The sequence below is a fragment of the Paraburkholderia adhaesiva genome (assembly GCF_021390575.1).
Lineage (GTDB): Bacteria > Pseudomonadota > Gammaproteobacteria > Burkholderiales > Burkholderiaceae > Paraburkholderia > Paraburkholderia adhaesiva.
Map to the genome: position 1 here is coordinate 2624361 of NZ_JAJEJQ010000001.1, position 23350 is coordinate 2647710.

The 23350-nt window shown below is 63.3% G+C and carries 19 protein-coding genes; 11 read left to right on the forward strand and 8 right to left on the reverse strand.

Annotated elements, in window-relative coordinates; genetic code table 11:
* Nucleotides 1-49: 49 nt before the first annotated feature.
* Nucleotides 50-1375 (reverse strand): ABC transporter substrate-binding protein, encoded by a 1326-nt coding sequence (locus tag L0U80_RS11940; protein WP_233864325.1) that lies wholly within the window; start codon nucleotides 1373-1375, stop codon nucleotides 50-52.
* A 59-nt stretch (nucleotides 1376-1434) separates the two neighbouring features.
* On the reverse strand, nucleotides 1435-2238 hold the full coding sequence (locus L0U80_RS11945; RefSeq protein WP_233864327.1) for an L-iditol 2-dehydrogenase: 804 nt from the start codon (nucleotides 2236-2238) through the stop codon (nucleotides 1435-1437).
* Nucleotides 2239-2547: 309 nt separating this feature from the next.
* On the opposite strand from L0U80_RS11945, the gene L0U80_RS11950 reads away from it, so the two are divergent.
* From L0U80_RS11950 to L0U80_RS11960, 3 genes are read left to right on the forward strand one after another with little or no spacing between them, the layout of a single operon-like run.
* Nucleotides 2548-3495 (forward strand): metal ABC transporter solute-binding protein, Zn/Mn family, encoded by a 948-nt coding sequence (locus tag L0U80_RS11950; protein WP_233864328.1) that lies wholly within the window; start codon nucleotides 2548-2550, stop codon nucleotides 3493-3495.
* Between the two features lie 23 nt (nucleotides 3496-3518).
* Complete coding sequence (locus L0U80_RS11955) at nucleotides 3519-4496, forward strand: metal ABC transporter ATP-binding protein (RefSeq protein WP_233864329.1); 978 nt, start codon at nucleotides 3519-3521, stop codon at nucleotides 4494-4496.
* Entirely contained in the window at nucleotides 4489-5271 is a 783-nt protein-coding gene (locus tag L0U80_RS11960; RefSeq protein WP_233865898.1) for a metal ABC transporter permease, read from the forward strand. The genes L0U80_RS11955 and L0U80_RS11960 overlap by 8 nt, the downstream gene beginning before the upstream one ends.
* Nucleotides 5272-5371: 100 nt before the next feature.
* On the opposite strand, the gene fghA is transcribed toward L0U80_RS11960, so the two are convergent.
* From fghA to L0U80_RS11975, 3 genes are read right to left on the reverse strand one after another with little or no spacing between them, the layout of a single operon-like run.
* Nucleotides 5372-6217: an S-formylglutathione hydrolase gene (gene fghA, locus L0U80_RS11965; protein ID WP_233864330.1), complete on the reverse strand. Its 846-nt coding sequence runs from the start codon at nucleotides 6215-6217 to the stop codon at nucleotides 5372-5374.
* Between the two features lie 13 nt (nucleotides 6218-6230).
* Nucleotides 6231-7337, reverse strand: coding sequence for an S-(hydroxymethyl)glutathione dehydrogenase/class III alcohol dehydrogenase (locus L0U80_RS11970; RefSeq protein ID WP_233864331.1), 1107 nt, complete (start codon nucleotides 7335-7337; stop codon nucleotides 6231-6233).
* A 52-nt stretch (nucleotides 7338-7389) separates the two neighbouring features.
* Nucleotides 7390-8826, reverse strand: coding sequence for a xylulokinase (locus L0U80_RS11975; protein WP_233864333.1), 1437 nt, complete (start codon nucleotides 8824-8826; stop codon nucleotides 7390-7392).
* A gap of 482 nt (nucleotides 8827-9308) precedes the next feature.
* Here L0U80_RS11975 and L0U80_RS11980 point away from each other — a divergent pair, with 482 nt between their 5' ends.
* Nucleotides 9309-9653, forward strand: a complete 345-nt coding sequence (locus tag L0U80_RS11980) for a zinc ribbon domain-containing protein YjdM (protein ID WP_233864335.1) — start codon at nucleotides 9309-9311, stop codon at nucleotides 9651-9653.
* 84 nt (nucleotides 9654-9737) lie between these two features.
* Here the strand turns inward: L0U80_RS11980 and L0U80_RS11985 are convergent, their stop codons facing one another.
* A complete protein-coding gene (locus L0U80_RS11985; protein WP_233864338.1) occupies nucleotides 9738-10241 on the reverse strand; it encodes a DUF8737 domain-containing protein in 504 nt (167 codons plus the stop codon).
* Between the two features lie 50 nt (nucleotides 10242-10291).
* On the reverse strand, nucleotides 10292-11218 hold the full coding sequence (locus L0U80_RS11990) for a DUF8737 domain-containing protein (protein ID WP_233864341.1): 927 nt from the start codon (nucleotides 11216-11218) through the stop codon (nucleotides 10292-10294).
* Between the two features lie 83 nt (nucleotides 11219-11301).
* Here L0U80_RS11990 and L0U80_RS11995 point away from each other — a divergent pair, with 83 nt between their 5' ends.
* The 6 genes from L0U80_RS11995 to L0U80_RS12020 all read left to right on the forward strand — a co-directional run bounded on the left by L0U80_RS11995 (nucleotide 11302) and on the right by L0U80_RS12020 (nucleotide 19508).
* Nucleotides 11302-12273, forward strand: coding sequence for a LysR family transcriptional regulator (locus L0U80_RS11995; RefSeq protein WP_233864343.1), 972 nt, complete (start codon nucleotides 11302-11304; stop codon nucleotides 12271-12273).
* A gap of 293 nt (nucleotides 12274-12566) precedes the next feature.
* Nucleotides 12567-14201 carry an L-lactate permease gene (locus tag L0U80_RS12000; RefSeq protein WP_233864345.1) on the forward strand — a complete coding sequence of 545 codons (1635 nt, stop codon included), beginning with the start codon at nucleotides 12567-12569 and terminating at the stop codon, nucleotides 14199-14201.
* Between the two features lie 10 nt (nucleotides 14202-14211).
* Nucleotides 14212-14430, forward strand: a complete 219-nt coding sequence (locus tag L0U80_RS12005; RefSeq protein WP_233864347.1) for an EmrB/QacA subfamily drug resistance transporter — start codon at nucleotides 14212-14214, stop codon at nucleotides 14428-14430.
* Nucleotides 14431-14552: 122 nt separating this feature from the next.
* Entirely contained in the window at nucleotides 14553-16223 is a 1671-nt protein-coding gene (ggt, locus tag L0U80_RS12010) for a gamma-glutamyltransferase (RefSeq protein WP_233864348.1), read from the forward strand.
* A 135-nt stretch (nucleotides 16224-16358) separates the two neighbouring features.
* On the forward strand, nucleotides 16359-18167 hold the full coding sequence (locus L0U80_RS12015; RefSeq protein ID WP_233864350.1) for an SLC13 family permease: 1809 nt from the start codon (nucleotides 16359-16361) through the stop codon (nucleotides 18165-18167).
* 510 nt (nucleotides 18168-18677) lie between these two features.
* A complete protein-coding gene (locus tag L0U80_RS12020; RefSeq protein WP_233864352.1) occupies nucleotides 18678-19508 on the forward strand; it encodes a hypothetical protein in 831 nt (276 codons plus the stop codon).
* Between the two features lie 250 nt (nucleotides 19509-19758).
* On the opposite strand, the gene L0U80_RS12025 is transcribed toward L0U80_RS12020, so the two are convergent.
* Entirely contained in the window at nucleotides 19759-20667 is a 909-nt protein-coding gene (locus L0U80_RS12025; RefSeq protein WP_233864354.1) for a LysR family transcriptional regulator, read from the reverse strand.
* Between the two features lie 129 nt (nucleotides 20668-20796).
* Here L0U80_RS12025 and metE point away from each other — a divergent pair, with 129 nt between their 5' ends.
* The gene (gene metE / locus L0U80_RS12030; RefSeq protein ID WP_233864356.1) at nucleotides 20797-23091 is read left to right on the forward strand and encodes a 5-methyltetrahydropteroyltriglutamate--homocysteine S-methyltransferase; all 2295 of its coding nucleotides are present in this window, start codon (nucleotides 20797-20799) and stop codon (nucleotides 23089-23091) included.
* Nucleotides 23092-23350 lie beyond the last annotated feature (259 nt).

Genomic DNA, 23350 nt, shown 5'->3' on the forward strand with positions numbered 1-23350 from the left:
GCGCCGCCCTGCTTACCGGACGGCGCGGCGCGCATCGGACGGCTTCCCGCTACTTCTGGAGGCCCGCCTGCTGGACCGCACGGTCAGCGGCGGCGTTGCCCGCAGTCAACGCCTGATCGACGCTCATCTGTCCGGCGAGCGCGCCGGAGACGTTCTGTCCGACCACGGTACCGAACGACTGGAACTCAGGAATCCCGACGAACTGGATACCCGTGTACGGAACCGGCTTGAGCGTCGGGCGCGTCGGATCGGCGCTCACGATCGCCTTCAGCACGAAGTCCGCAAACGGCGCAGCGGCCCGATATTCCGGACGCGCATACGTGGACTTGCGTGTGCCCGACGGCACCGAGGCCCAGCCCTGGTCCTTCGCCACCAGCTCGATGTATTCCTTCGACGTCGCCCACTCTACGAACTTCTGCGCGGCTTCCTTCGACTTCGACGACTTCGGAACCGCGAGCGCCCACGACCACAGCCAGTGCGAGCCGTTCGGCGTGACCTGGGTCGGCGCGGCGGCGAAACCGATCTTGTCGGCAACCTGCGACTGCTGCTTGTTGAAGAGAATGCCCGCGGCGACCGTCGCGTCGATCCACATCCCGCACTTGCCCGACGACATCAGCGTCAGGTTTTCGTTGAAGCCGTTCGAACTGGCTCCCGGAGGCCCGTCCTTCTTCAGCAAATCGACGTAGAAGTTCACGGCCTTCTTCCACTCGGGCGTGGTCAGCTGGGCGTGCCACTTTTCGTCGAACCAGCGTCCGCCGAACGTGTTCACAACCGTCGTCACATACGCCATGTTTTCGCCCCAGCCTGCCTTGCCACGCAGGCAGATGCCATACGTTCCGCTCGCCTTGTCGGTGAGCTTGTCGGCGAACTGGGCGATCTGGTCATAGGTCGGCTGCTCGGGCATCTTGAGGCCCTTCGCATCGAACAGGTCCTTGCGGTAATACGTCATCGAGCTTTCGACGTAGAACGGCAGCGCAAAAAGCGTGCCGTTGTACGAGAGGCCGTCACGCGCGGTCTTCACGACGTCTTCCAGATCGTAGCTCGCGGGCAGGTTCGTCATCGGCACGAGCCAGCCGCGCTTGCCCCACTGCGGCGCTTCGAACGTGCCGATCATCATCACGTCGAACTGGCCGCTGTTGGTCGTGATGTCGGTGGTCGCGCGCTGGCGCAGCACGTTTTCTTCGAGAATCACCCAGTTAAGCTTGATGCCCGGATTGGCCTTTTCAAAGGCCGGTGAGAGCTTCTTCAGCACGATCATGTCCGGATTGTTCAACATCGCGATGGTGACGGTCTGCGCGTGGACGACGCTTGCACTGGCGGCAGCAACGACACCCGCGCCAAAGAAACGTAACGCGGTCCTGAAGGCTGGTTTCATGACTTGTCTCCTTTGTTTGTTACGTTATGTCGTGCCGCACGATCCGACGCGGCTTGAGGTCAACTCATCCAGTTGCCGCCGTCGACGTTGAGCGTCTGGGCGGTGATGTAATCGGCGTCCGCAGACGCGAGAAAGAGCGCAGCGCCAGTGAGGTCAGCGGGCAATCCCATGCGGCCGAGCGGCACCGCCGCCCCCACGAGTCGTTTCTTTTCGCCGACCGGGAGATGCTCGTATTGCGCGAAGAGTGCGTCGACCTGATCCCACATCGGCGTATCGACGACGCCGGGTGCAATGCCGTTTACGTTGATCCGGTACGGCGCGAGCGCGAGTGCCGCCGACTGCGTGTAGCTCAGCACAGCGGCCTTCGTTGCGCAGTAGTGCGAAACGAGTGCCTCACCACGACGTCCTGCCTGCGACGACATGTTGATGATCTTGCCCCCGCGGCCCTGCTCCACCATGCGGCGCGCGACGGCCTGCATCAGGAAGAACATCCCCTTCACGTTGACGGCGAAGAGCCGGTCGTAAACATCCCAGGATTCGTCGAGGAGCGGGCGCATGTCGAACAGCGCCGCATTGTTGAAGAGGATGTCGACGCGTCCGAAACGCTCAACGGCCGCGTTCACGATACGTTCGATGTCCTCGCGGCGCGTCACATCGGCGCTGAACGCGAGCACACGCTCCGGGTGATCGGCGGCAAGCTGGGGCGCGATGGCGCCGGCTGGCTTGACGTCGACGAGCACGCAGTACGCACCCTCATCCAGATAGCGGCTCGCCACAGCCTCGCCGATGCCGCTCGCCGCGCCGGTCAGCACGGCGACCTTGTCCTGCAAACGTCCAGCCGCCGGATTCGCGGAATGTGTCACAGGGCTGTCTCCCAGTTCGTTCGTCCCGGTGCCTTGCGCGCCGGTCGAGTGAGCGAACGCTCAACAGTCGAGCATTTGCTCTATTGATGATCGAATGATCGGATACGCACTGGTGCATGTCAAGGCGGGTGAACGAGATTTATTGAGATTTCGATGGTGCGGCGCGCAAGCGTCCACGCTGCACTGGCCGCCCAAACGAGATAATCGGCCCGCTTGCTCGTCAACCTCCGCGATACGTTATATCATTGCGGCTTTGTCGCACCCTGACGTGCCGCCTCCACTGCTCCCGACGCCTTCGAGGACAGATCAATGATCCACCAAAACCCCGCGCACGGTCCCGCCGCCCGCCTCACAAGAGCCGCCGCGCGCCTCGTTGTCGCGCTGACGGCCACAGTCGCCGCCGTGTTCGGCTTCGCCCACGCTGCGCTCGCCGCGGACGCGACGATTCCCGTCGTCGCTGCGGAGAACTTCTACGGCGACGTGGTCAAGCAAATCGGCGGCGCACGCGTGGACGTGACGAGCATCCTCAGCAACCCCGATCAGGACCCGCACCTTTTCGAAGCAAGCCCGACGACGGCGCGTGCACTTCAGCACGCGCGCATCGTCGTCTATAGCGGTGCCGATTACGATCCGTGGATGGCCAAGCTGCTCGGCGCCACCAAGGGCAGCCAGGGTAGCCCGCGCGCGGTCATCGTCGCGGCGGATCTGGTCGGCAAGAGGGCCGGCGACAACCCGCACATCTGGTACGACCCGCGGACCATGCCCGCCGTCGCGCGCGCCGTGAGCGCCGCGCTCGCCGCCGCGGACCCCGCGCACAAGAGCGTGTACGATGCGAACCTGGCGACGTTTCTCGCCTCACTAAAACCGGTCGACGCGAAGGTAGCGGCCATGCGCGCGCGCTACCATGGCGTGCCGGTGACGGCGACGGAGCCGGTGTTCGGCTACATGTCGGACGCGCTCGGATTCGACATGCGCAACCTGCGCTTCCAGCTGGCCGCGATGAACGACACCGAAGCGAGCGCTTCGGACATCGCCGCCTTCGAGCGCGACCTGCGCGAGCGGCGCGTGCGCGTGCTGATCTACAACAGCCAGGCGACCGAAGCGCTCACGCGGCGCATGCTCGCGCTCGCGAAGGATTCGAAGGTGCCGGCGGTGAGCGTCACTGAAACGCAGCCGGCGGGTGTCACGTTCCAGCAATGGATGATGGCGCAGCTCGACGCACTCGATCACGCGCTGGCCGCGTCCGCGAACCCCTAACCCGAAGTGCAAGGAAAGTCCCGATGACGACGGCGGTGCCCCCGTCCAACGATCGCAACAATCACCACGATCCGCACACGCAAGCGGCGCCGCACGGCGCACACCGGCACGCGACGCCGGTGCTCACGCTCGCGGGCGTGACGCTCACGCTCGGCGAGCGCACGATCCTGCGAGACGCGAATTTCGCGGTGAACCAGGGCGAATTCATCGGCGTGCTCGGGCCGAACGGCGCGGGCAAGACCACGCTCATGCGCTCGATCCTCGGCCTCGTGCCCGCCTCGCACGGCGCGATCCGCGTGCTCGGCGCGCCGGTGGCGCGCGGTAATCCGTCGATCGGCTACATGCCGCAAACGCGCACCGCGCTGGCAAGCCGCCGCGTGCGCGGGCGCGATTTCGTCGCGATGGCCGCCGACGGGCACCGCTGGGGCCTGCCGCGCACCGATTCCGCCACGCACGCCGACGTCGCGCGCGTGCTCGACCTCGTCGGCGCGACGAAGCTCGCCGACCGCCCGCTCTCCGAGCTTTCCGGCGGCGAGCGCCAGCGCCTCCTGCTCGCGCAATGCCTGCTCGGTGACCCGAAGCTGCTGCTGCTCGACGAACCGCTCATCAGCCTTGATCCGAACCATCAGCGTGGCGTCGTCGAACTCGTGCGGCGCGTGCAGCGCGAACTCGGCATCGCGGTGCTGTTTTCGGCGCACGAACTCAATCCGCTGCTGAACGCGCTCGACCGCGTGCTGTACCTCGGCAATGGCGTCGCCGCGCTCGGCAGTGTCGACGAGGTCATCACCGGACCCGTGCTCTCGCGCCTCTACGGCTCGCCGATCGAAGTCATGCGCATGAACGGGCGCATCTTCGTGATGTCCGGCGACGTCGAAGTCGAGAAACACGATCACGGCTACGAGCACGACCACACGCACGAACACGATCATGGACACGCCGCGCATGCACATCAGCACGGCGGCGATACACACGGCAAACACGACCACACGCACGATGCTTGAATACGATTTCATGGTGAACGCCTTCGCGGCGTCGGGCATCGTCGCGGTGCTCGCGGGCGTGGTCGGCTATTTTCTTGTGCTGCGCGGACAGACCTTCGCGGGTCACGCGCTTTCGCACGTCGGCTTCACGGGCGCGACCGGCGCCGTGCTGCTCGGTATCTCGCCGATCTGGGGCATGGTCGGCTTCACGCTCGCCGCGGGCGTTTCGATGGGTGCGCTCGGCGAAAAGCTCGCGGGCCGCGATGTCGCCATCGGCGTGATCCTCTCGCTCGCGCTCGGCTTCGGCCTCCTGTTCCTGCACTTCTTCACGTCGTACGCGACGCAGGTCACCGCCCTGCTCTTCGGCAACGTGCTCGGCGTCGGCCGCGACACGCTCGGTGTGCTGGCCGCGCTCGCCATCGCGAGCCTCGCCGCGCTCGCCGCGATCATGCGGCCGCTGTTGTTCGCTTCGCTGCAACCCGAACTCGCGGAAGCCAAGGGTGTATCGCTGCGCCTCGTCTCCGTGCTGTTCCTGGCCATCGCAGCGCTCGCTGTGGCCGCGTGTACGCAGATCGTCGGCGTGCTGCTCGTGTTCACGCTGATGGTCGGACCCGCCGCTGCGGCGCAGAACCTGACGACGCGTCTGTCGACCGGCCTCGTGCTCGCCGCCGCGCTCGCGCTCGTGCAGGCGTGGCTCGGCGTGACGCTCGCGTATTACACCGACTGGCCGACGAGCTTCTGGATCACCGCGCTCGCCGCGCTTGTGTACGGCGCGAGTTTGATCGGGCGACGCTAAAGCGCCCGAAGCGCCTGACGCGCTATTTGCAGGCAAGAAAAAACGGCGTTGCACCGCAAGGGCAACGCCGTTCTGCTTTCTGCTTCGGACGTGCGCCGATTTACTTCAGCAACACCCGCGCATGATGCGCGATGTGATCCTCGACGAACGTCTGGATGAAGAAGTACCCGTGATCGTAGCCCTCGTGGCGGCGCAGCGTAAGCGGCTGCCCCGCCGCGCGGCATGCGGCTTCGAACACATCGGGATTGAGCTGGTTCGCGAGGAACTGATCAGCCATGCCCTGATCGACGAGGATGCCCTCATCGAACTTGCGCGTCGCGCGCGCGACGAGTTCGCTCGCGTCGTACTGTTTCCACGCTTCGCGATCGTCGCCGAGATAACCGCTGAACGCCTTCTCCCCCCAGGGGCAACGCGAAGGCGCAGCGATCGGCGCGAACGCCGACACCGACCGATAAATCTCCGGATTGCGCAACGCGAGCATCAACGCGCCGTGCCCGCCCATCGAATGCCCGAAGATGCCGAGCCGCTCGCCATCGACGCTCAGATTCGACGTCACGGCCTCGCGCAGTTCGTCGCGCACGTATGAGTACATGCGCCAGTGCGTGGCCCAGGGCTCGCGCGTCGCGTCGACGTAGAAGCCCGCGCCCACGCCGAAGTCCCACGCATCGGCTTCGCCCGGCACGTTCGCGCCGCGCGGGCTCGTGTCCGGCGAAATCAGCGCGATGCCGTGCTGCGCCGCGAAGCGCTGCGCACCCGCCTTGATCGGGAATGTTTCTTCCGTGCAGGTCAGGCCCGCAAGATAGAAAAGCCCCGGCACCTTGCGCGCGTGCGCCTGCGGCGGCAGAAACACGGAAAAGCGCATCGGCAGCCCGATCGTCGCCGAGTCGTGCTTGTAGATGCGCTGCACGCCGTCGTAACAGGCGTGTTCCTCGATCAAAGTCAGCATCGCGCGCCTCCGCTCAGTACAGCACGACGGAGCGGATCGACTCGCCCTGCTTCATCAGGTCGAAGCCCTCGTTGATGCGATCGAGCGTCAGCCTGTGCGTGATGAGGTCGTCGATGTTGATCTTGCCTTCCATGTACCAGTCGACGATCTTCGGCACATCGGTGCGGCCGCGCGCGCCGCCGAACGCCGAGCCCTTCCACTGGCGTCCCGTCACGAGCTGGAACGGCCGCGTGCTGATCTCCTCGCCCGCCGCCGCGACGCCGATGATGAACGACTGGCCCCAGCCCTTGTGCGTGCATTCGAGCGCCTCGCGCATGAGCTTCGTGCTGCCGACGCATTCGAACGAGTAGTCGGCGCCGCCATCGGTCAGTTGTACGATGCGGTCGACTACGTTCTCGACTTCGTTCGGGTTGATGAAGTGCGTCATGCCGAACTTCTTCGCAAGTTCGACGCGCTTCGGGTTGATGTCGATGCCGATGATCTTGTCAGCCCCAACCATCTTCGCACCTTGAATCACGTTCAGCCCGATGCCGCCGAGACCAAACACAACGACATTCGCGCCCGCCTCCACCTTCGCCGAATACACGACGGCGCCCACACCCGTCGTCACGCCGCAGCCGATGTAGCAGACCTTGTCGAACGGCGCATCCTCACGGATCTTCGCGACGGCAATCTCAGGCACGACGATGTAGTTCGAGAACGTCGAGGTGCCCATGTAGTGAAAGAGCGGCTTGCCGTCAAGCGAGAAGCGCGAGGTCGCGTCGGGCATGAGGCCCTTGCCCTGCGTCGCGCGGATCTTCTGGCACAGGTTCGTCTTGCGCGAGAGGCAGAATTTGCACTCGCGGCATTCGGGCGTGTAGAGCGGAATGACGTGATCGCCCTTCTTCAGCGTGCCGACGCCCGGCCCCACGTCGACGACGATGCCCGCGCCCTCATGGCCCAGAATCGCCGGAAAGATGCCTTCGGGGTCCGCGCCCGAGAGCGTGTAGTAGTCGGTGTGGCAGATGCCCGTCGCCTTCACCTCGATCAGCACCTCGCCCGCGCGCGGACCTTCGAGATCGACTTCCTCAATCGTCAGCGGAGCGCCCGCTTTCCATGCGATGGCGGCTTTCGTTTTCATCTTCCATGCTCCTGTGAAACGGTAAATCAATGTGTGCGATGCGCTGCACGGTTTACCGCGTTGCGGGAAACCAGCTCCGCACGCGGCCATAAAGATCGATGAAGCGCGCGTAGCGCGCTTGTAGCGCTGCGTCCTCGCGCGGCGACGCCACGCGCGTCGCCGTGGGCGCGAGCGCGGCAAGATCGGCCTCGCACCAGTGCCCGCATGCGATGCCGCCGAGCAACGCCGCGCCGCGTGCTGCTGCGTTCGGACAATCGATGGCGTCGAGTTCGACGTCGAGCGCGTCGGCGAGCAATTGCCGCCAGCGCGCATCGACCGAACCGCCGCCTGCGAGCTTGAGCGCCGTGATCGGCGTGCCACTGTCGCGGATTGCGTCGAGTCCCGCACGCAAGGCGAACGCTACGCCTTCGAACGCCGCGCGCATGAGCGTACCGCGCGTGTCACTCAAATCCGCGCCGAGCCAGCCGCCGCGCGCCGACGGATCGAGCCACGGCGAACGCTCGCCGCTCAGATACGGCAGGAACGCGAGGGTAGCCGAGGGCGTCGCGTCGAACGCTTCTTCGTACGCGCGAGCCCAATCGTATGACAACCAGCCGCGCGCTGCTTCGAAGGCAACACCGACGTTCTGCATGGCGGCCATCGTGTACCAGCCGCCGCTCGCCGATCGATAGCGATGCAGGCCCCGCTGCACGGGCGGTTCGGCGCGCGCAGTCACCAGAATCTGGCCGCCGGTGCCCGTGGTGAGCAGCGCGTCGCCTTCGGGCGCGAGACCGCTGCCGAGCGCGGCGCACGGCGTGTCGCCCGCGCCCGTCGCAAGCGGAATGCCGGCGGTGAGGCCGAGCGAGCGCGCGGCGTCGGCGCGAAGTTTGCCGCTCGTTTCCGACGATGTCGAGAGCGGCGCGAACCAATGCGATGGCAAGCCGAGGCGCTCGATCAGTGCGTGGTCCCATGCGCCATCGGGCGTGGCGAGCGCAGTCGCGCATGAATCTGACGGATCGGCCGCGACCGTACCGCCGAGCGCGACGCGCAGCCAGTCCTTCGGCTGCAAGGCCCAGCGCGCGGCGCGCGCCGTATCGGCTTCGTGCAGCATCGCCCAGCGCAAAAGCGGTCCCGCCATGCCCGGCGCGACCGGATTGGGCTGCGGCTGTGGCCAGGCGTCGAGCAGCGCGTGCGCGCGCGTGTCGGGCCACAGCATCGCGGGGCGTAGCGCGCGGCCCGCTTCGTCGGTGAGCACGACGCCGTGCATCTGCCCCGAGAAGCCGATCGCACGCACGGCCGCGCGCTCACCAGCATCGAGCCGCGCGCATGCCGCGCATAACGCGTCCCACCAGCGCGTGACGGGGATTTCGGCCCAGCCGGGTTTCGGGGTATCGAACGCGTAGGCGGCGCTAGCTGTCGCGCGTTCGGCCCCTGCTTCGTCGATGATTGCAACCTTGAGCGAGCCGGTGCCGAGATCGATGCCCAGAAAACGCGCGTGCGATTGGCTCATGGGAAACGGGATGCGCCGAAGTGAGAAAGGGTCATGATAACGGCGGGAGGCACCGTCCATGCGACACGCCGAAGCGAGGCGAAAACTTGATGCCTGACGGCACGTCCGGCGTGGCGTGACGCGATGCAAAACACCCCACATGCGGCTCGCGAAATTGGGATCGTAACGACGAACGCATGTGTCTCGCGGGCCGCGATTCCCGCACCGCCCGCTTGCATCGACATTGCGAACGTCGGCGGCGTCGCGGCTCAAACGATCGTCGTGCAGCAAAAGGACTTTGCAGAGGCGGATCACTGCGCACACGTCGCGGCATCACACGCCGATCATCAGCGCATGCCGCATGACGGCCCGAAGCGAACCTTCATACATTCTGCGCACAGACGTCCTACATTAAAGTCACGACCGCCGCAGAATGAGCAAGCCACCAGGCGGCGTTATACTTTCGCGCTTTTATTACCGTTATCAGCCACAAAGGATTACCCATGAGCGCGCTGCCCCCTTGCCCGAAATGCAACTCCGAGTTTACGTACGAAGACGGTGGCGTTTTCATCTGCCCGGAGTGTGCGCATGAATGGTCGGCCGATGCGGCCGCCGTGTCGACGGAAACGGCTGCCAAGGTTTATCGCGATTCGGCTGGCAACGTCCTGCAGGACGGGGATACCGTCACTGTCATCAAAGACCTGAAACTGAAGGGTTCGGGCGGCGTGATCAAGATGGGAACCAAGGTCAAGAATATCCGGCTGGTGGACAGTGACCACGATATCGATTGCAAGATCGATGGGTTTGGCGCGATGAGCCTGAAATCGGAATTCGTCAAGAAGGTGTGATCGGGCGGACGACGCGTAACGTCGGTCAGCGCAGCCTGCCGAAAGCAGGCTGCGCTTCGGATACGCTATTGCGCAACCGAAGAATCAATAGCTCGGAACCACCTTGGGCTGTGGACGCAGCATCAGATAGAACGCAGCGACGTGCGTAATCATCAGCACAGGCACGAAGATGATCGGAATCGCGTACGTGGCACCCAGTTCACCCGCTTGCGCGGGAAGGCCCGCCTGCGTAGCGTGGAAGTAAGCGAGAATGAGGTCGGTCGTGCCCACCACGTTGAAGGCTACGACGAACAACCAGAAGAGTGGGCGGATGCGCGCCGTGAGCAGCGCAAACATCGCCAGCACACCTGTAGCGAGGTCACCATACGCGGTGGGCACCGCGAAGCTGGCAGGCAGATGACTACCGACAACGCCCGGCAGGATGAACACGAGGCCAAAGAAGCGGAAGCTGTGCAAGGTCGCGATCACGCGTTGCGCTTCGAACTGGTCCATCGACTTGAGCCTGGGCCAGATGTATGTGCTAAAGCAGAGCAGCCAGGCGACATACCCCAAGGCGAGATGCAGCTGGAAAATGCGTTCCGGTGACATGGTGCCTCCTGGCAAGTAGTGTCCGGTGCAGCGACGAAAAGGAATGGCGATCAGCGAGCGCGTCGCCGCATCAACTGACGCAGCGACAACGCATGCAGCAGGATCGAACTTGGCACCACGAAAGCCGGAGTCAGCGCATACGGATAGGTGCCGGGGTTGATGCTCGGCATATCCGGCACGATCAACTGGAATCGGCCCGGCGCAGTCATCATTCCCAACGCAATCGCGATGGCGAAATCGACGAGGCCGAGGATGTTCCAGGCGATCGCCGCTCTGCGTCCTTGTGCGGTGCCGCTCGCCACGGCGATTGCCGCTGGTACGGCGAGCAGGCCCGTCAGCACATCGCCGAATCCGGCGGGCAACCCCACGACGCCCGCCAGTTCCCCATGCAGCCAGGCAGCGATAGCCCAACTGCCGAACACCCGGTAAAGCTGCAGCGCGATGAGCCACGCCGCAGGCATCGCATCGAGCACCTGTCCCACTCGCTTCGACCGCAGCAATATCGGCGCGCCGATGATCACCGGAAGGAAGATCGCCAACGGCAGAAACGGCGGCGCTAAAGGTGAAGCGTCGGTGCGAAAGATGCCACTGATCGCCGCGTTCCAGATGACCGCGAACCAGAGCGTGTCCGTGATGATGACCGCAAGCCAGGTCGCCAGACGTTGGCGCGGTGTCAGGTCCGTGCGTTCGAGGCCGAGCCACAAGCCGACCGCGATGAACGCACGAGCCGCAAGCTGGTGAGCCGTGGTCGAAAAACCGCTGGACGGAATAATCGGCTGCCAGTAGATCAATCCGATCCACAGGGCCGTCAACGGAGCGAGCCAGAACAGGCTGCGCCAGGCAGGTCGCGGCGCGACGAAAGCAGCGGGAACGTGAGCAGCGGTCATCGGCGGTTCTCCAGATGAATGCGTGGCTTCGTCATCGGTCAGGCGAGTCGCGCGATAGCGTTCACGCACGCCATTCCGTGCGTCAGTCATCGCGAAACGCCCCACTCCCGAGATGCACGTAAGGTGTACCATCGTTTCGCGCGAGCGACTATTCATCACAATGTTGACGGGCTATGAAGCAGAACTTCACAGTCAGGCAGGGTGCGCTCGATGGCGTGGAGACGTTCCTGAGCGTCGCCAGGCATCGCAGTTTTCGCAAGGCGGCCGCGGACCTCGGCGTAACGCCGTCGGCCGTCAGCCAGACGGTGCGCGTGCTCGAAGAGCGCGTTGGCGCCGCGCTCTTCGTACGCACCACGCGTAGCGTTGGCCTGACCGAGGCCGGCGAACGGTTTCTGTCGCGCGCAAAGCCTGCCTTCGAGGAACTCGTCGCCGCCAGCGAAGCTGCGCGCGGACTCGGCCAGCGACCGACCGGATTGTTGCGTCTTTCCGTACCGCGCGCGGTCGTCCCGATCATCCTCGAGCCACTGCTCGCCTCCTTCTGCGAGGCGTATCCCGAGATCGAGGTGGAGATCGCCGTCAGCAAGGAGCTGATCGATCTTGCAGCGGAAGGATTCGACGCCGGCATCCGGTTAGGCCAGTTCGTCGATGCCGATATGGTCGCCGTGCCTTTGACGCCACCGTTTCGTCTCGTCGTTGTCGGCAGCCCTGCCTATTTCGCAGCGCGCAGCCGGCCGAAACACACGGACGATCTGCGCCAGCACGCATGCTTGCGATGGCGGCAATCCAGCGGCGCGCTCGCGTTGTGGTCCTTCAACGACCACGGCCACGCGATCGAGATTGCCGTATCAGGCCCGCTCATCGCGAGCGACTTTCCCACCATGCTTGGCGCGGCGAAACAAGGCATAGGTCTTGCGCAACTGCCTGAGGTGATGGCCGCTGAAGGGTTGAAAACAGGAAAGCTCGTCCATGTGCTGGAGCCGTATGCGCCGATGGTGCCGGGGGTGTTTCTCTACTATCCTGGCCGCAGGCAGATGACGCCGAAGCTGCGCGCGTTTATCGATCATGTGAAGAACCATACGGCAGGTCGTGGCAAGACACGCGCACAGGATGACGCGATGCGCGCAGGAGCGCGCAAAAGGCGATGACTACCTGCGCCGCTTTCGTTATCCGCGTCGCGCACGCGTGCTTCGAAATGTGTCTGCGTCAATTCGAAACGTTACCGTCGTACGCCACGAATTCCACGTTAAATAACATCGAACCACTTCTGTGTAATACATCGAAACAGTCCGCATTAAATCGACCCAATCCCGAATCGCGCCCTTCAATTTCGAGGATTATTAACTTGCGGCTTAAAAAAAAGAGACTATTATCAGTTCGACTGATTTGCAAAACAGACCTCTCAGCATAAGACGCGATATCAACGGAACGAGGGAGCGTCATGGACGAGACAACCATTCCAGTCGACCTGCTTCACTGGATTCTGGCAACGCTTTCTATCGTTGCCCTGCTTGTCTTTCTCGTGCCGCTTCGCTGGCGAGCCCCCGAGGCGGGTCCTGGCGCGATGTTCGTTGCTGGCCTGCTCGCGTTTTTTGCATTCCGCACGCCGATCACGACCCTTGCGGTCGCAAGCGCAAAGGGCGTGTGGGACGCCATATTCATTCTGTATGTGATGTGGCCAGCGCTTCTGCTTTATCAAATCACCAAACAGGCCGGCGGATACGACGCCCTTCGACACGGAATTTCCCGTTTCAGTCGAAATGAATTATTCGTCATACTCGGGCTCGGCTGGGTGTTTTCATCGTTTCTTCAAGGCATTGCCGGTTTCGGTGCCCCGATCGCCGTCGTGGCCCCGCTCCTGCTCGCAATCGGCGTAAGGCCCGTCTACGCAGCCGCCATCTCGATCATTGCGCATGCATGGGCACGATTCTTCGGGACGCTCGGCGTCGGCTGGCTCGCGACGTTGCAGGTCGCCGATGTCCAGGATGTACCGCGGGCCGCGTTCGAATCTTCGCTATTGCTGCTCATTCCGACCTACTTCGGCGGCTTGCTAATCGTGTGGTTGTACGGGCGCTGGGCCGCGGTACGTCACGCGTGGCCGCTCGTGCTGATTCTCGGCACGATACTTGGATTCGGTCAGCTTGTGTTCGCGTTCCTGAGCCCGGAACTCTCGACGTTCCTCGCCGCTTGCATCGCGATGATCGCGCTGTATCCGCTCTCGCGCTGGCGTCGTTTCAGCGAGCCGGTTCCGCAGTCCGACGTACCGGATCGCCCCGCGATGGACGACACCGCAACGCACGCGCAAGCAGAATCGGATGAACCGGTGATGAGCATCGGCATGGCGTTTCTGCCCTATGCCGTGCTGACGGTCGTCACCCTGGGCGTTCAGCTTTTCGATCCACTGAATAATGCGCTGCGGCAATTCCGTATCGGCCTTCCGTTTCCGGAGGTGACCACGGGATTCGGCGTGACCAATGATGCCATCGAGCGTTACGCGCCGTTCTCGCCGCTGACCCACCCAGGAACGATGCTGATGATCGCTGCCATCGTCGTCTGGATCGTCTATCGCGCGAACGGCTACTACGCGGCATGGGGAGCGCGTCACGGCACGGAGAATCTCGGGCGCTCGCTGATCGTCGATGGCGTGCCTGCGTCGCTGCCGGTTATAGCATTCCTCGTGACGAGCCGCATCCTCGATCACAGTGGCCAGACCATCGTCCTCGCACACGGTATAGCGGATACAGCGCCTCCGCTGATCTACGCGGGCATTGCAAGCATGATCGGCGCTCTAGGTGCGTTCATGACGTCGAGCAGCACCGCATCGAATGTGCTGTTCGGCGGCCTGCAGAGCGACGTCGCGCAGTTGCATTCGCTGCCCGTGGAATCCATCGTCGCCGCGCAGGCAGCGGGCAGCGCCTACGGCAACGCAATCGGCCCCGCGAATATCGTGCTTGGAACCAGCATCAGCGGCATCAAGGGACAAGAAGGCGCGGTGATGAGGCTGGCCATTCCGTGGACGATCATCGTTGCCATCCTGACCGGGATAGGCACGATCGCCCTGGTCCTACTCGCGTGAGGCGAATCGCATGGACAAGCTCGTTTCGGAAACATTGGCGCTGATCCTGATGTTCGCGGCCTTTCCGCTCACCAGCAAGGGCGCGACCGACGACAACACGCTCTTGCTGAGCATCGGGTTTCTCTGCGTGATCGCCGGCGGCGTGTTGCCCATCATCACGCGGTTCATGGATCACTCCAATGACAAGGTGAGGGACGCGGGCGTCGAGTTCGACGATCGGGCTTCCTGATCGAGCCATCGCTTTCGCTCCTTTGGACCAGTCGTTTTTCCGCAGCACGTTCACCGCTTCCGGAATGCGGGAGAAACGAACGTGGTGGACCAACTAGCGGACCAACATCAGGAAAACGCATCATGAGTCATCCGAACGGACCTCGTACCGGCCGCCCACCTACCCGCGCGCCACATGGGATGGTGTCGACACCGCACTATCTCGCCAGCCAGGCCGGTGTCGAGATGCTTCAACGCGGTGGAACGGCAGTCGATGCCGCCATCGCGGCAAACGCCGTGCTGTGCGTCGCTTATCCGCACATGGCGGGGCTGGGCGGCGACGGATTCTGGCTGATCGCCGACGGCAAGAGCGATCAGGTCCACGCGATCAATGCGAGCGGGCCTGCGGCCGAAGGCGCGACGTTGGCGCGCTATCGGAGCGGCGGGAGCGGCGCGGCCAGCGACGAAATCGCGGCACGCGGCGCACAGGCCGCGCTAACGGTGCCGGGTGCCATCGATGGCTGGCGTCTCGCGCACGAGCGCTTTGGGCGCCTCGCGTGGGCAGAACTGTTCGCACCGGCGATCGGCTACGCACGCGACGGCGTGCCGGTCACCCGCTCGCTCGCGGACTGGACGGTGCACGATGTGCCGATCCTGACGCGGTATCCGGAAACGGCTGCGATCTTCATGCCGGGCGGTCGTGTGCCGGCGGACGGCGACCGTCTCGTGCAGGCAGCGTTGGCAAGGTCGCTGCAACATCTCGCCGATCACGGTGCGCGTGCAGGATTCTACGAAGGGGATCTCGCCGCGCGGATCTGCAGCGGAATCGGGCAAGCCGGATCGCCGCTGCAGCCGAGCGACTTTGCCGCGTATCAGGCCGAATGGGTGACGCCGATCAGTACGACGTACCGGGGCAATACGATTTACGAACTGCCGCCGAACACGCAAGGCTTCACGCCATTGCAGATCCTGAACCTGATCGAGGGTTACGACGTCGTCGCGTGGGGCGATGGCACGGCGGACTATTACCACCACATCGCCGAAGCGGTAAAGATCGCGTTCGCCGATCGCGAAGAGTGGTTGACGGACCCGCGCTTCGTCGCGATTCCGGTGGACGAACTGATCTCGAAGGCGTACTGCGACGAACGCCGCAAACTGCTGGACCCCAAACGCGCGATGGACATCGCGACGGTACCGGCTGGCATCGCGTATCAGTATCCGCACGACCGCCGCGCGCCCGACGGCGACACCTGCTACTTCTGCGCCGCGGACAAGAACGGGATGGTCGTGTCGCTGATCCAGTCGATTTATCACGACTTCGGCAGCGCGGTGATCGCGGGCGACACCGGCATCATCATGCAGAATCGCGGCGCGTTCTTCTCGCTGGACGAGCATCATCCCAACTGCCTGCAGCCGGGCAAGCGGACTTTCCATACGCTGATTCCGGCGCTGATGACACGCGATGGCAAACCGTGCCTCGCGTTCGGGTCGATGGGCGGCGAGGGGCAGCCGCAGACGCAAGCCGCGCTCGTGACGAGGATCGTGGACTTCGGCTACGACGTGCAGCAGGCCATCGAAGCGCCGCGCTGGCTGATGGGGCGCACGTGGGGCACCAAATCACGCAACATGTCGCTCGAGGGGCGGATATCCGACGAAGTCGTGCGCGAACTGAAGCGCCGGGGCCAGCCGGTTCAGATGGTCACCGACTGGAACGACAACATGGGCCACGCGCACGCGATCCGGATCGACGCGGAACAGGGCTTCTACGAAGGCGGCGCGGATCCGCGCGGGGATGGTGCCGCGCTCGGCTATTAGGTCCTGCAGGTCCTGTTAAGTCCTGCACGGGCCGGTTTGACGGAGGGCCACCGCGGTCGCGCGTGAGCACGGCATGAACGGCACGTGATCCGCCCGGCGGCGGCTCACGACAGCGCCATACGAAGGGTAGAACACATGAACCCCATGATCGTTACCTCGCTGATCCTCGCCGTAACGATGGTGCTGTTCATCTGGAACAAGTTGCCGGCAGCGGTCGTCGCCGTCATGTCGCTGCTCGCGCTGTACCTGACCGGCGTGCTGACGATGCGCGAAGCGTTGAGCGGATTCGGCGATCCGCTGATCGTGTTCATCGCCGCGCTGCTCGGCATCGGAATCGGCCTCGAAACGACGGGTGTCGGCACATGGGCGGGACAGTGGCTCATTCGCCATGCCGGCACGAGCCGCACGCGGCTGATCGCGTCGCTCCTGATCTTGTCCGCGATTTCCACGGCCCTGATCGGCATGAACGGCGCGGTGGTCGCCATGTTGCCGATCGCGGTCATCATCTGCGTGCGCACGCGGCTCGCGCCTTCCCAACTGATGATGCCGGTATCGATCGCATGCCTGACCGGCGCGAAACTCACACTGCTCGGCAGCCCTGTGAACGTGATTGCGTCGACGGCGGCCGACGCGGCAGGCGGACCGCCGATCCGCTTCTTCGAATGGTCGATCGTGGGCCTTCCGCTGTTCGGCGGTGCGCTCTTCATTATTCTGGTCCTGGGACCGCTGTTGTTGCCGAAGCGCAGTTCAGATTCGCTTCCAGCCGATTTCAGCCAGCACGCCCATACGCTCGTCGAGCAATACCGGATCGCGGACGGCGTGTACCGGCTACGTGTGCGTGCCGGGTCGCCGTTCATCGGCAAAGCGGCGAGCGGCATCGATCTGTCGCAATACCCGGGCGTCAGCGTGCTCGGTCTTTTTGATGATCAGGATGTCGAAGTATCCGGCGAGGGAGCGAAGGAAGGACACAACCTTCTGGTTCGTGGCGACGCAAAAGGCATCGCCCGGCTGGCGAACGACCAGCATCTGGCGATCCGCGAACCGCTCTCCGAATCGCAGGCGGTCACGAATGCCCTCTTCAACCGCTCGGCAGGTCTCGCCGAGGTCGTGATCCCGCCGCGTTCGGCGCTGATCGGTCAAACCGTTTTTCCGGGCATGGCGACGCACGAAGGCGATCTGATCGTGCTCGCCGTGCAGCGCGGCGGACAGGACGTCGCTGAGCCATCGACACAGTTGCTCGCCGGCGACCATCTGCTTTTCAGGGGAACATGGGAAGCGCTGGACAAGCATTTCTCCGACCCGCAGATCCTGATGGTCGATTCTCCGCAGATGGTCCGCCGTCAGACGGTCGCGCTCGGTCGCGGGGCTCGCGAGGCGCTCGTTATCCTCGCCTTGCTCGTTGTGCTGCTCTCGACCAATGTGGTGCCGGCCGCCGTCGCGACGCTGTTCTGCGTGACGCTGATGGTGCTCACACGCGTGATCAACCTGAACCAGCTGTACAGCATCGACTGGAACACCTGCATCCTGGTTGGAGGGCTCATACCGCTCGCTACTGCGATGTCGAATACGGGGCTCGCGTATCTACTCGGCGATTTCGTGATTCAGGCCGTTGGCGCGGGCGGCCCTCGCGCGGTGATGGCCGGGCTCTTTCTCGTGGCCGCTGCGCTGACCCAGGTGATCGCGAACAATTCGTCAGCACTCGTCATGGTGCCGATTGCGGTCGCCTCCGCGCAGGAGCTTGGCGTTTCCGCGACACCGTTCCTCATCGCCGTCGCACTGGGCGCGGGCGCGGCGCACATGACGCCGATGAGCACGCCAGTGAACCTCGTGACCTACGGGCCAGGCGCCTACGAGTTTCGCGACTACTGGAAGATCGGCTCGCTGATCGTGCTGTGGTCGTTGGCGGTTGTTGTGGTCATTGGTCCGTTGTACTGGCCGTTCTAGTGGTGGCGTGCGGATCGCTCGGGCACTGTCCGCGCGTTCGATGACAGGTCCACAGCGTAGCCTCGCCTTCGGGGGATGAAGCAGCGCGCCGTGCGTCGTATTCCGCATCAGCACCTCAGCGCCGAAACTCACGATCATCGTGAACGCAATGCACCCGCCGTGAGCTGCATGGCCTTTTTCATCTTTTAGCGGCACCACTCGCCTAGCTGCAGCGCGTTCGCAAAACGCCTATGCCGCTCAATCCGGTAACCGGCAATCGCCGCGACCCGCACCGTTTCACCCCTTCCAGAACCGACTGTCCAAACGCGAGCCAGCCTGGTCCGCCAAATCTCCATCCAGCCACGGATGCGAAATATCGACCATCCACTATACAAGTACGCCAACCTGACTCACTGATCGCAACACGAGCTAAAGAAATACGCCCGCGTGCCGATAAATTAAGGTTGAGCCGGGTTGTAGTTGGAGATCCTGCAGGTAAGAACTCTGGATACAAAGAAAAGGTAGCGGACAATGAAAAATCAGACGCGAAACACACTCACGCTTAAGTGCGCTCTCCTCGCGATCGCAGGGTCGCTTTCCGGATGCGTGCAATTTACGCCGGTAAAAGATATCGCAAAGGATAAACCCGCCTATCTCGCCGCGAACTTTACGATTGATTCTCTGCCCGCGTCGATCAAGGAGAAGCTGCCGGCTACCGGAACCCATCCCCTGCCCTTCAAAATCCTGACAATTTCGGGCGTCGTGTCCGGCCACGTCGGTGCGAACAACGTCGCGAGCGAATTCAAATCGACGCTGGTCAACGCAAAAGACACGGGACTCGTGCAGCAACTCCATGAGGTGTCGTCGAACGGGATACCCAGCGCGGCGACGTTCAGTCTTTCCTACCTCAATCTGTTTTACCTGAAGACCGAAACGACGTCCTATTTCCAGCCCGTCGCCCCGATGCCCATTGTGGCCCACTCCGTTGAGCAAAATCCGTTCGTCATGGGCAAACCGCAGGAAGACAGCACGTTCAGTACGACGTTCACGTCGGGCACTACGGCGCAACTCATCAACTTTCGCGTCATCGATTCGACGTGCCACGCAGCACACTATTACCCCGCATCGCGCGTGAGCGCGGGCCTTCAGGGGGACGCGATCGATCTGGATTGCGAGGACAGAAAAGACAGCATTCTCCTGACGACGAGTCGCCGAACGTACCTGACCGAGTATGGGATTTACGTGATGCGAACGTCCGCAACGGCAGCGGCAAAACTGGAGTGGAAATACAACGCGTTTGAAAAGGACGGTCAACATACGCAATCGGGGCCCAGCGGCGCCGGTCACGACAAACCGGCATGAGCGGGAGACGGGATGCGAGCGTCGTAAATGACCGCTCCCGTCCCGGTTGGCTGCATTTCCGGTGAGACGCGCGCACCGTTCGCGTAACTTGTGGAATCAAGCGGACGCTAAAAGAAGCCGCGCGTTTTTTTCAATGTCATTCCATGGCGGCACTGGCAAATCGAAGCGCCAGCCGATGTCTGGCACCACGCTGAACTATCACAACGCCGAGACCGGCGTCGCACCGAACATCACCCGCGATATACAGCGCTCAGCGCCTGACGCGCGCCCCTTTCCAGTTCGATTTACGCGCGAATTCGACGAACGATTGCAGATAGTCGAGCGACGCATCCGCCTCGCGCGTACCGAGAAAGATCTGCTTGGCGATCCCCGTCTTGCCGAGCTTCACGCTCACCACGGGCATACGATCCGCGTACTCCTCCGCTAGCCAGCGCGGCAGCGCCGCCACGCCACGCTTGCTCGCCACCATCTGCAGCATGATGTCGGTGGTCTCGATGGTTTTGTGGCGGCGCGGCGCGACGCCCGCAGGCCGCAGGAACTGGTTGTAGATATCGAGGCGATCGGTTTCGACCGGATAGGTAATCAAGGTCTCGTCGACAAGCTGTCCGGGCTCCACGTAGCGTGCCGTGGCCAGCCGATGGTCCTCCGCCACCACGAGCACCTGCTCGTAATCGAATACGGGATCGAAGCGCAGTCCGGGACGCTGAAGCGGGTCCGGTGTGACAAGCACGTCGACGTCATAGCCGAACAGCGCGCCAATGCCGCCGAACTGAAAGCGCTGCTTCACATCGACATCGACGTCGGGCCAGCGCGCGAGATAAGGCGACACCACCTTGAGCAGCCACTGATAGCAGGGATGGCATTCCATGCCGATGCGCAGCGTGCCGCGCTCGCCGTTCGCGTATTGCTTCATGCGCGCTTCGGCGTGCTCGAACTGCGGCAGCAGGCGTTCGGCGAGCGAGAGCAGATATTGACCCGCCTGGGTGAGCCGCAAGTTACGCCCGTCGCGTTCCCAAACCTGGGTGCCGAGTTGCGTCTCGAGCTTCTTGACCGTGTGACTCAGTGCCGACTGCGTCAGATGCAGCGCGCCTGCTGCCGCCGTAAGAGACCCCTGGCGATCGATTTCGCGGATCAGGGTGAGATGAAAGCGTTCGATCATGATGAGTCCGGCCCAGGATACGGCATGAAGAAAATTAATGGATGAATGAAATAATTCCATTTTTCTTCATGGATTGAAAACCCTATCATCGCTGCCAGTCCCTGTAAATTTCACCGGATGGCAGCTCCCATGGTCACGACACACAATCTCGGCTTCCCGCGCATCGGCGCAAAACGCGAACTCAAATTCGGCCTCGAACGCTACTGGAAAGGCGAATCGTCACGCGACGAACTGAAGGCGCTCGGCGCGCAACTACGCGAGCGTCACTGGAACGACCAGCGCGGCCTCGATCTCTCGCCCGTTGGCGATTTCGCGTTCTACGATCAGGTGCTCGACATGAGCTTCACGCTCGGCAACCTGCCGGCACGCGTGCATGGCTTTCACGGCGACGCGCTCGATAACTACTTCCGCGTCGCACGCGGCCGGTCCGCCTCCGGTGCAGAAGAACATGCGGCGTGCTGCGGCGGTGTTGCGGCGGGTGAAATGACGAAGTGGTTCGATACGAATTACCACTACATCGTCCCCGAGTTCACGGCCGACACGCAGTTCAACCTCGACACCTCGCGTCTCGTCGCACAATTGCGCGAGGCCCGGGCGCTCGGCGTACGAGCGAAGCCGGTGATCGTCGGTCCGGTCACCTATCTGTGGTTGGGCAAAACCAAGGACGATTCGGACAAGCTCACGCTGCTGCCGCGCATCATGGCCGCGTATCGTGCACTGCTCGACTATTTCAAGGTGATGGACGTCGAGTGGGTACAGATCGATGAACCCGTTCTCGTGACCGAACTCGACCCGGCGTGGCGCGAAGCGTTTGTGAGGGCCTATGAGGGCTTCGAAGTGCGCGGAGTCAAACTGCTGCTCACGACCTACTTTGGTCAGCTGCAGGAAAATCTCGACCTCGCGTGCGGTTTGCCCGTGGACGGTCTGCACATCGACGCCATCAACGCGCGTGATGAAATCGCGCTCGCGGCAGAGAAGCTGCCCGCGCAGAGTGTGCTTTCGGTCGGCGCGATCAACGGCCGCAACATCTGGAAGACGGACCTGAACGCCACGCTCGACTGCCTCGAACCCCTCGCGAAGCAACTGGGCGATCGCCTGTGGATCGCCCCGTCGTGCTCGCTGCTGCACGTGCCGGTCGATCTCGCAAGCGAAGAAAAGCTCGATGTGGAAATCCGTTCGTGGCTTGCGTTCGCGCTCCAGAAGCTCGACGAAGTGAAGCTGCTTGCCACGGCGCTCAACGAAGGCCGCAGCAAGGTCGCCGATGCACTCGCCACGAACGCCGCCGCGGTCACCGCGCACCGCAACTCGCCGCGCGTGAACAACCCGGCGGTGAAGGCCGCACTGGCGCGTATCGACGCGAAGCTCGGCAACCGTCAGCACGCTTACGCCGAGCGGGCAGCGAAGCAGGCCGCGATCCTCGAACTGCCCGCGTATCCGACCACGACGATCGGCTCATTCCCGCAGACCGCGGAAATCCGTTACGCGCGCAGCCAGTTCAAGAGCGGCTCGCTTGATCAGGCGGGCTACCAGGACGCGATGCGCAAGGAAATCGAGCGCAGCGTGCGCGAGCAGGAAGCGCTCGGGCTCGACGTGCTCGTACACGGCGAAGCCGAACGCAACGACATGGTCGAATACTTCGGCGAGCAACTGGACGGCTATGCATTCAGCCAGTTCGGCTGGGTGCAGTCGTACGGCTCGCGCTGCGTGAAGCCGCCTATCCTGTTCGGCGACATCAGCCGGCCCAAAGCGATGACTGTCGAATGGATTACCTACGCGCAGTCGCTCACGAACAAGCCGATGAAGGGCATGCTCACGGGCCCCGTGACGATCCTGAACTGGTCGTTCGTGCGCGACGACCAGCCGCGTTCGGTGTCGTGCTACCAGCTCGCGCTCGCGATCCGCGAAGAAGTGCTCGACCTGGAAAAGGCCGGGGTACGCGTGGTCCAGATCGACGAAGCGGCACTGCGCGAAGGGCTGCCGCTGCGCCGCGCGCAATGGGGCGAGTACCTGCGCTGGGCTGTGGAATCGTTCCGCATCACCGCAAACGGCGTTCGCGACGAGACGCAGATCCACACGCACATGTGCTACTCGGAGTTCAACGACATCATCGCGTCGATCGCCGATATGGACGCGGACGTCATCACGATCGAGACCTCGCGCTCCGATATGGAACTGCTCGACGCATTCGATAACTTCAGGTATCCGAATGAAATCGGACCGGGCGTCTATGACATTCACTCGCCGAACATTCCGACCGAGGAACACATTGTGCAGCTCATGCGGAAGGCGGCAGAACGTATTCCGGCGCGGCGTTTGTGGGTGAATCCGGACTGCGGGCTGAAGACGCGTCAGTGGGCCGAGGTCGTTCCGGCGCTCACGAACATGGTCGCGGCCGCGAAGACGCTGCGTAGCCAGCTTCAGTGAAGCCGGACGGTGCGGCCGTGTCGTGCAACGCGATACGGCCGCACGGGCATAAAAAAGGGGCTTCGCAGAATTCCGGGGAAGGGCTCTGTTCGACCCGCTAGCGACATTCGCCTCCTCAGGTTCGACGCCCGAATACGGTCATTGGCGCGGCCGTCTCGGATGACACGCATTGTAGAATTGGCCGCTGGGATGACGATGCACTTCGTCGACAGGAGAAGGCTCCAATGAGTCAAGCGGATCCTCAGTCAGGAACGTCAAG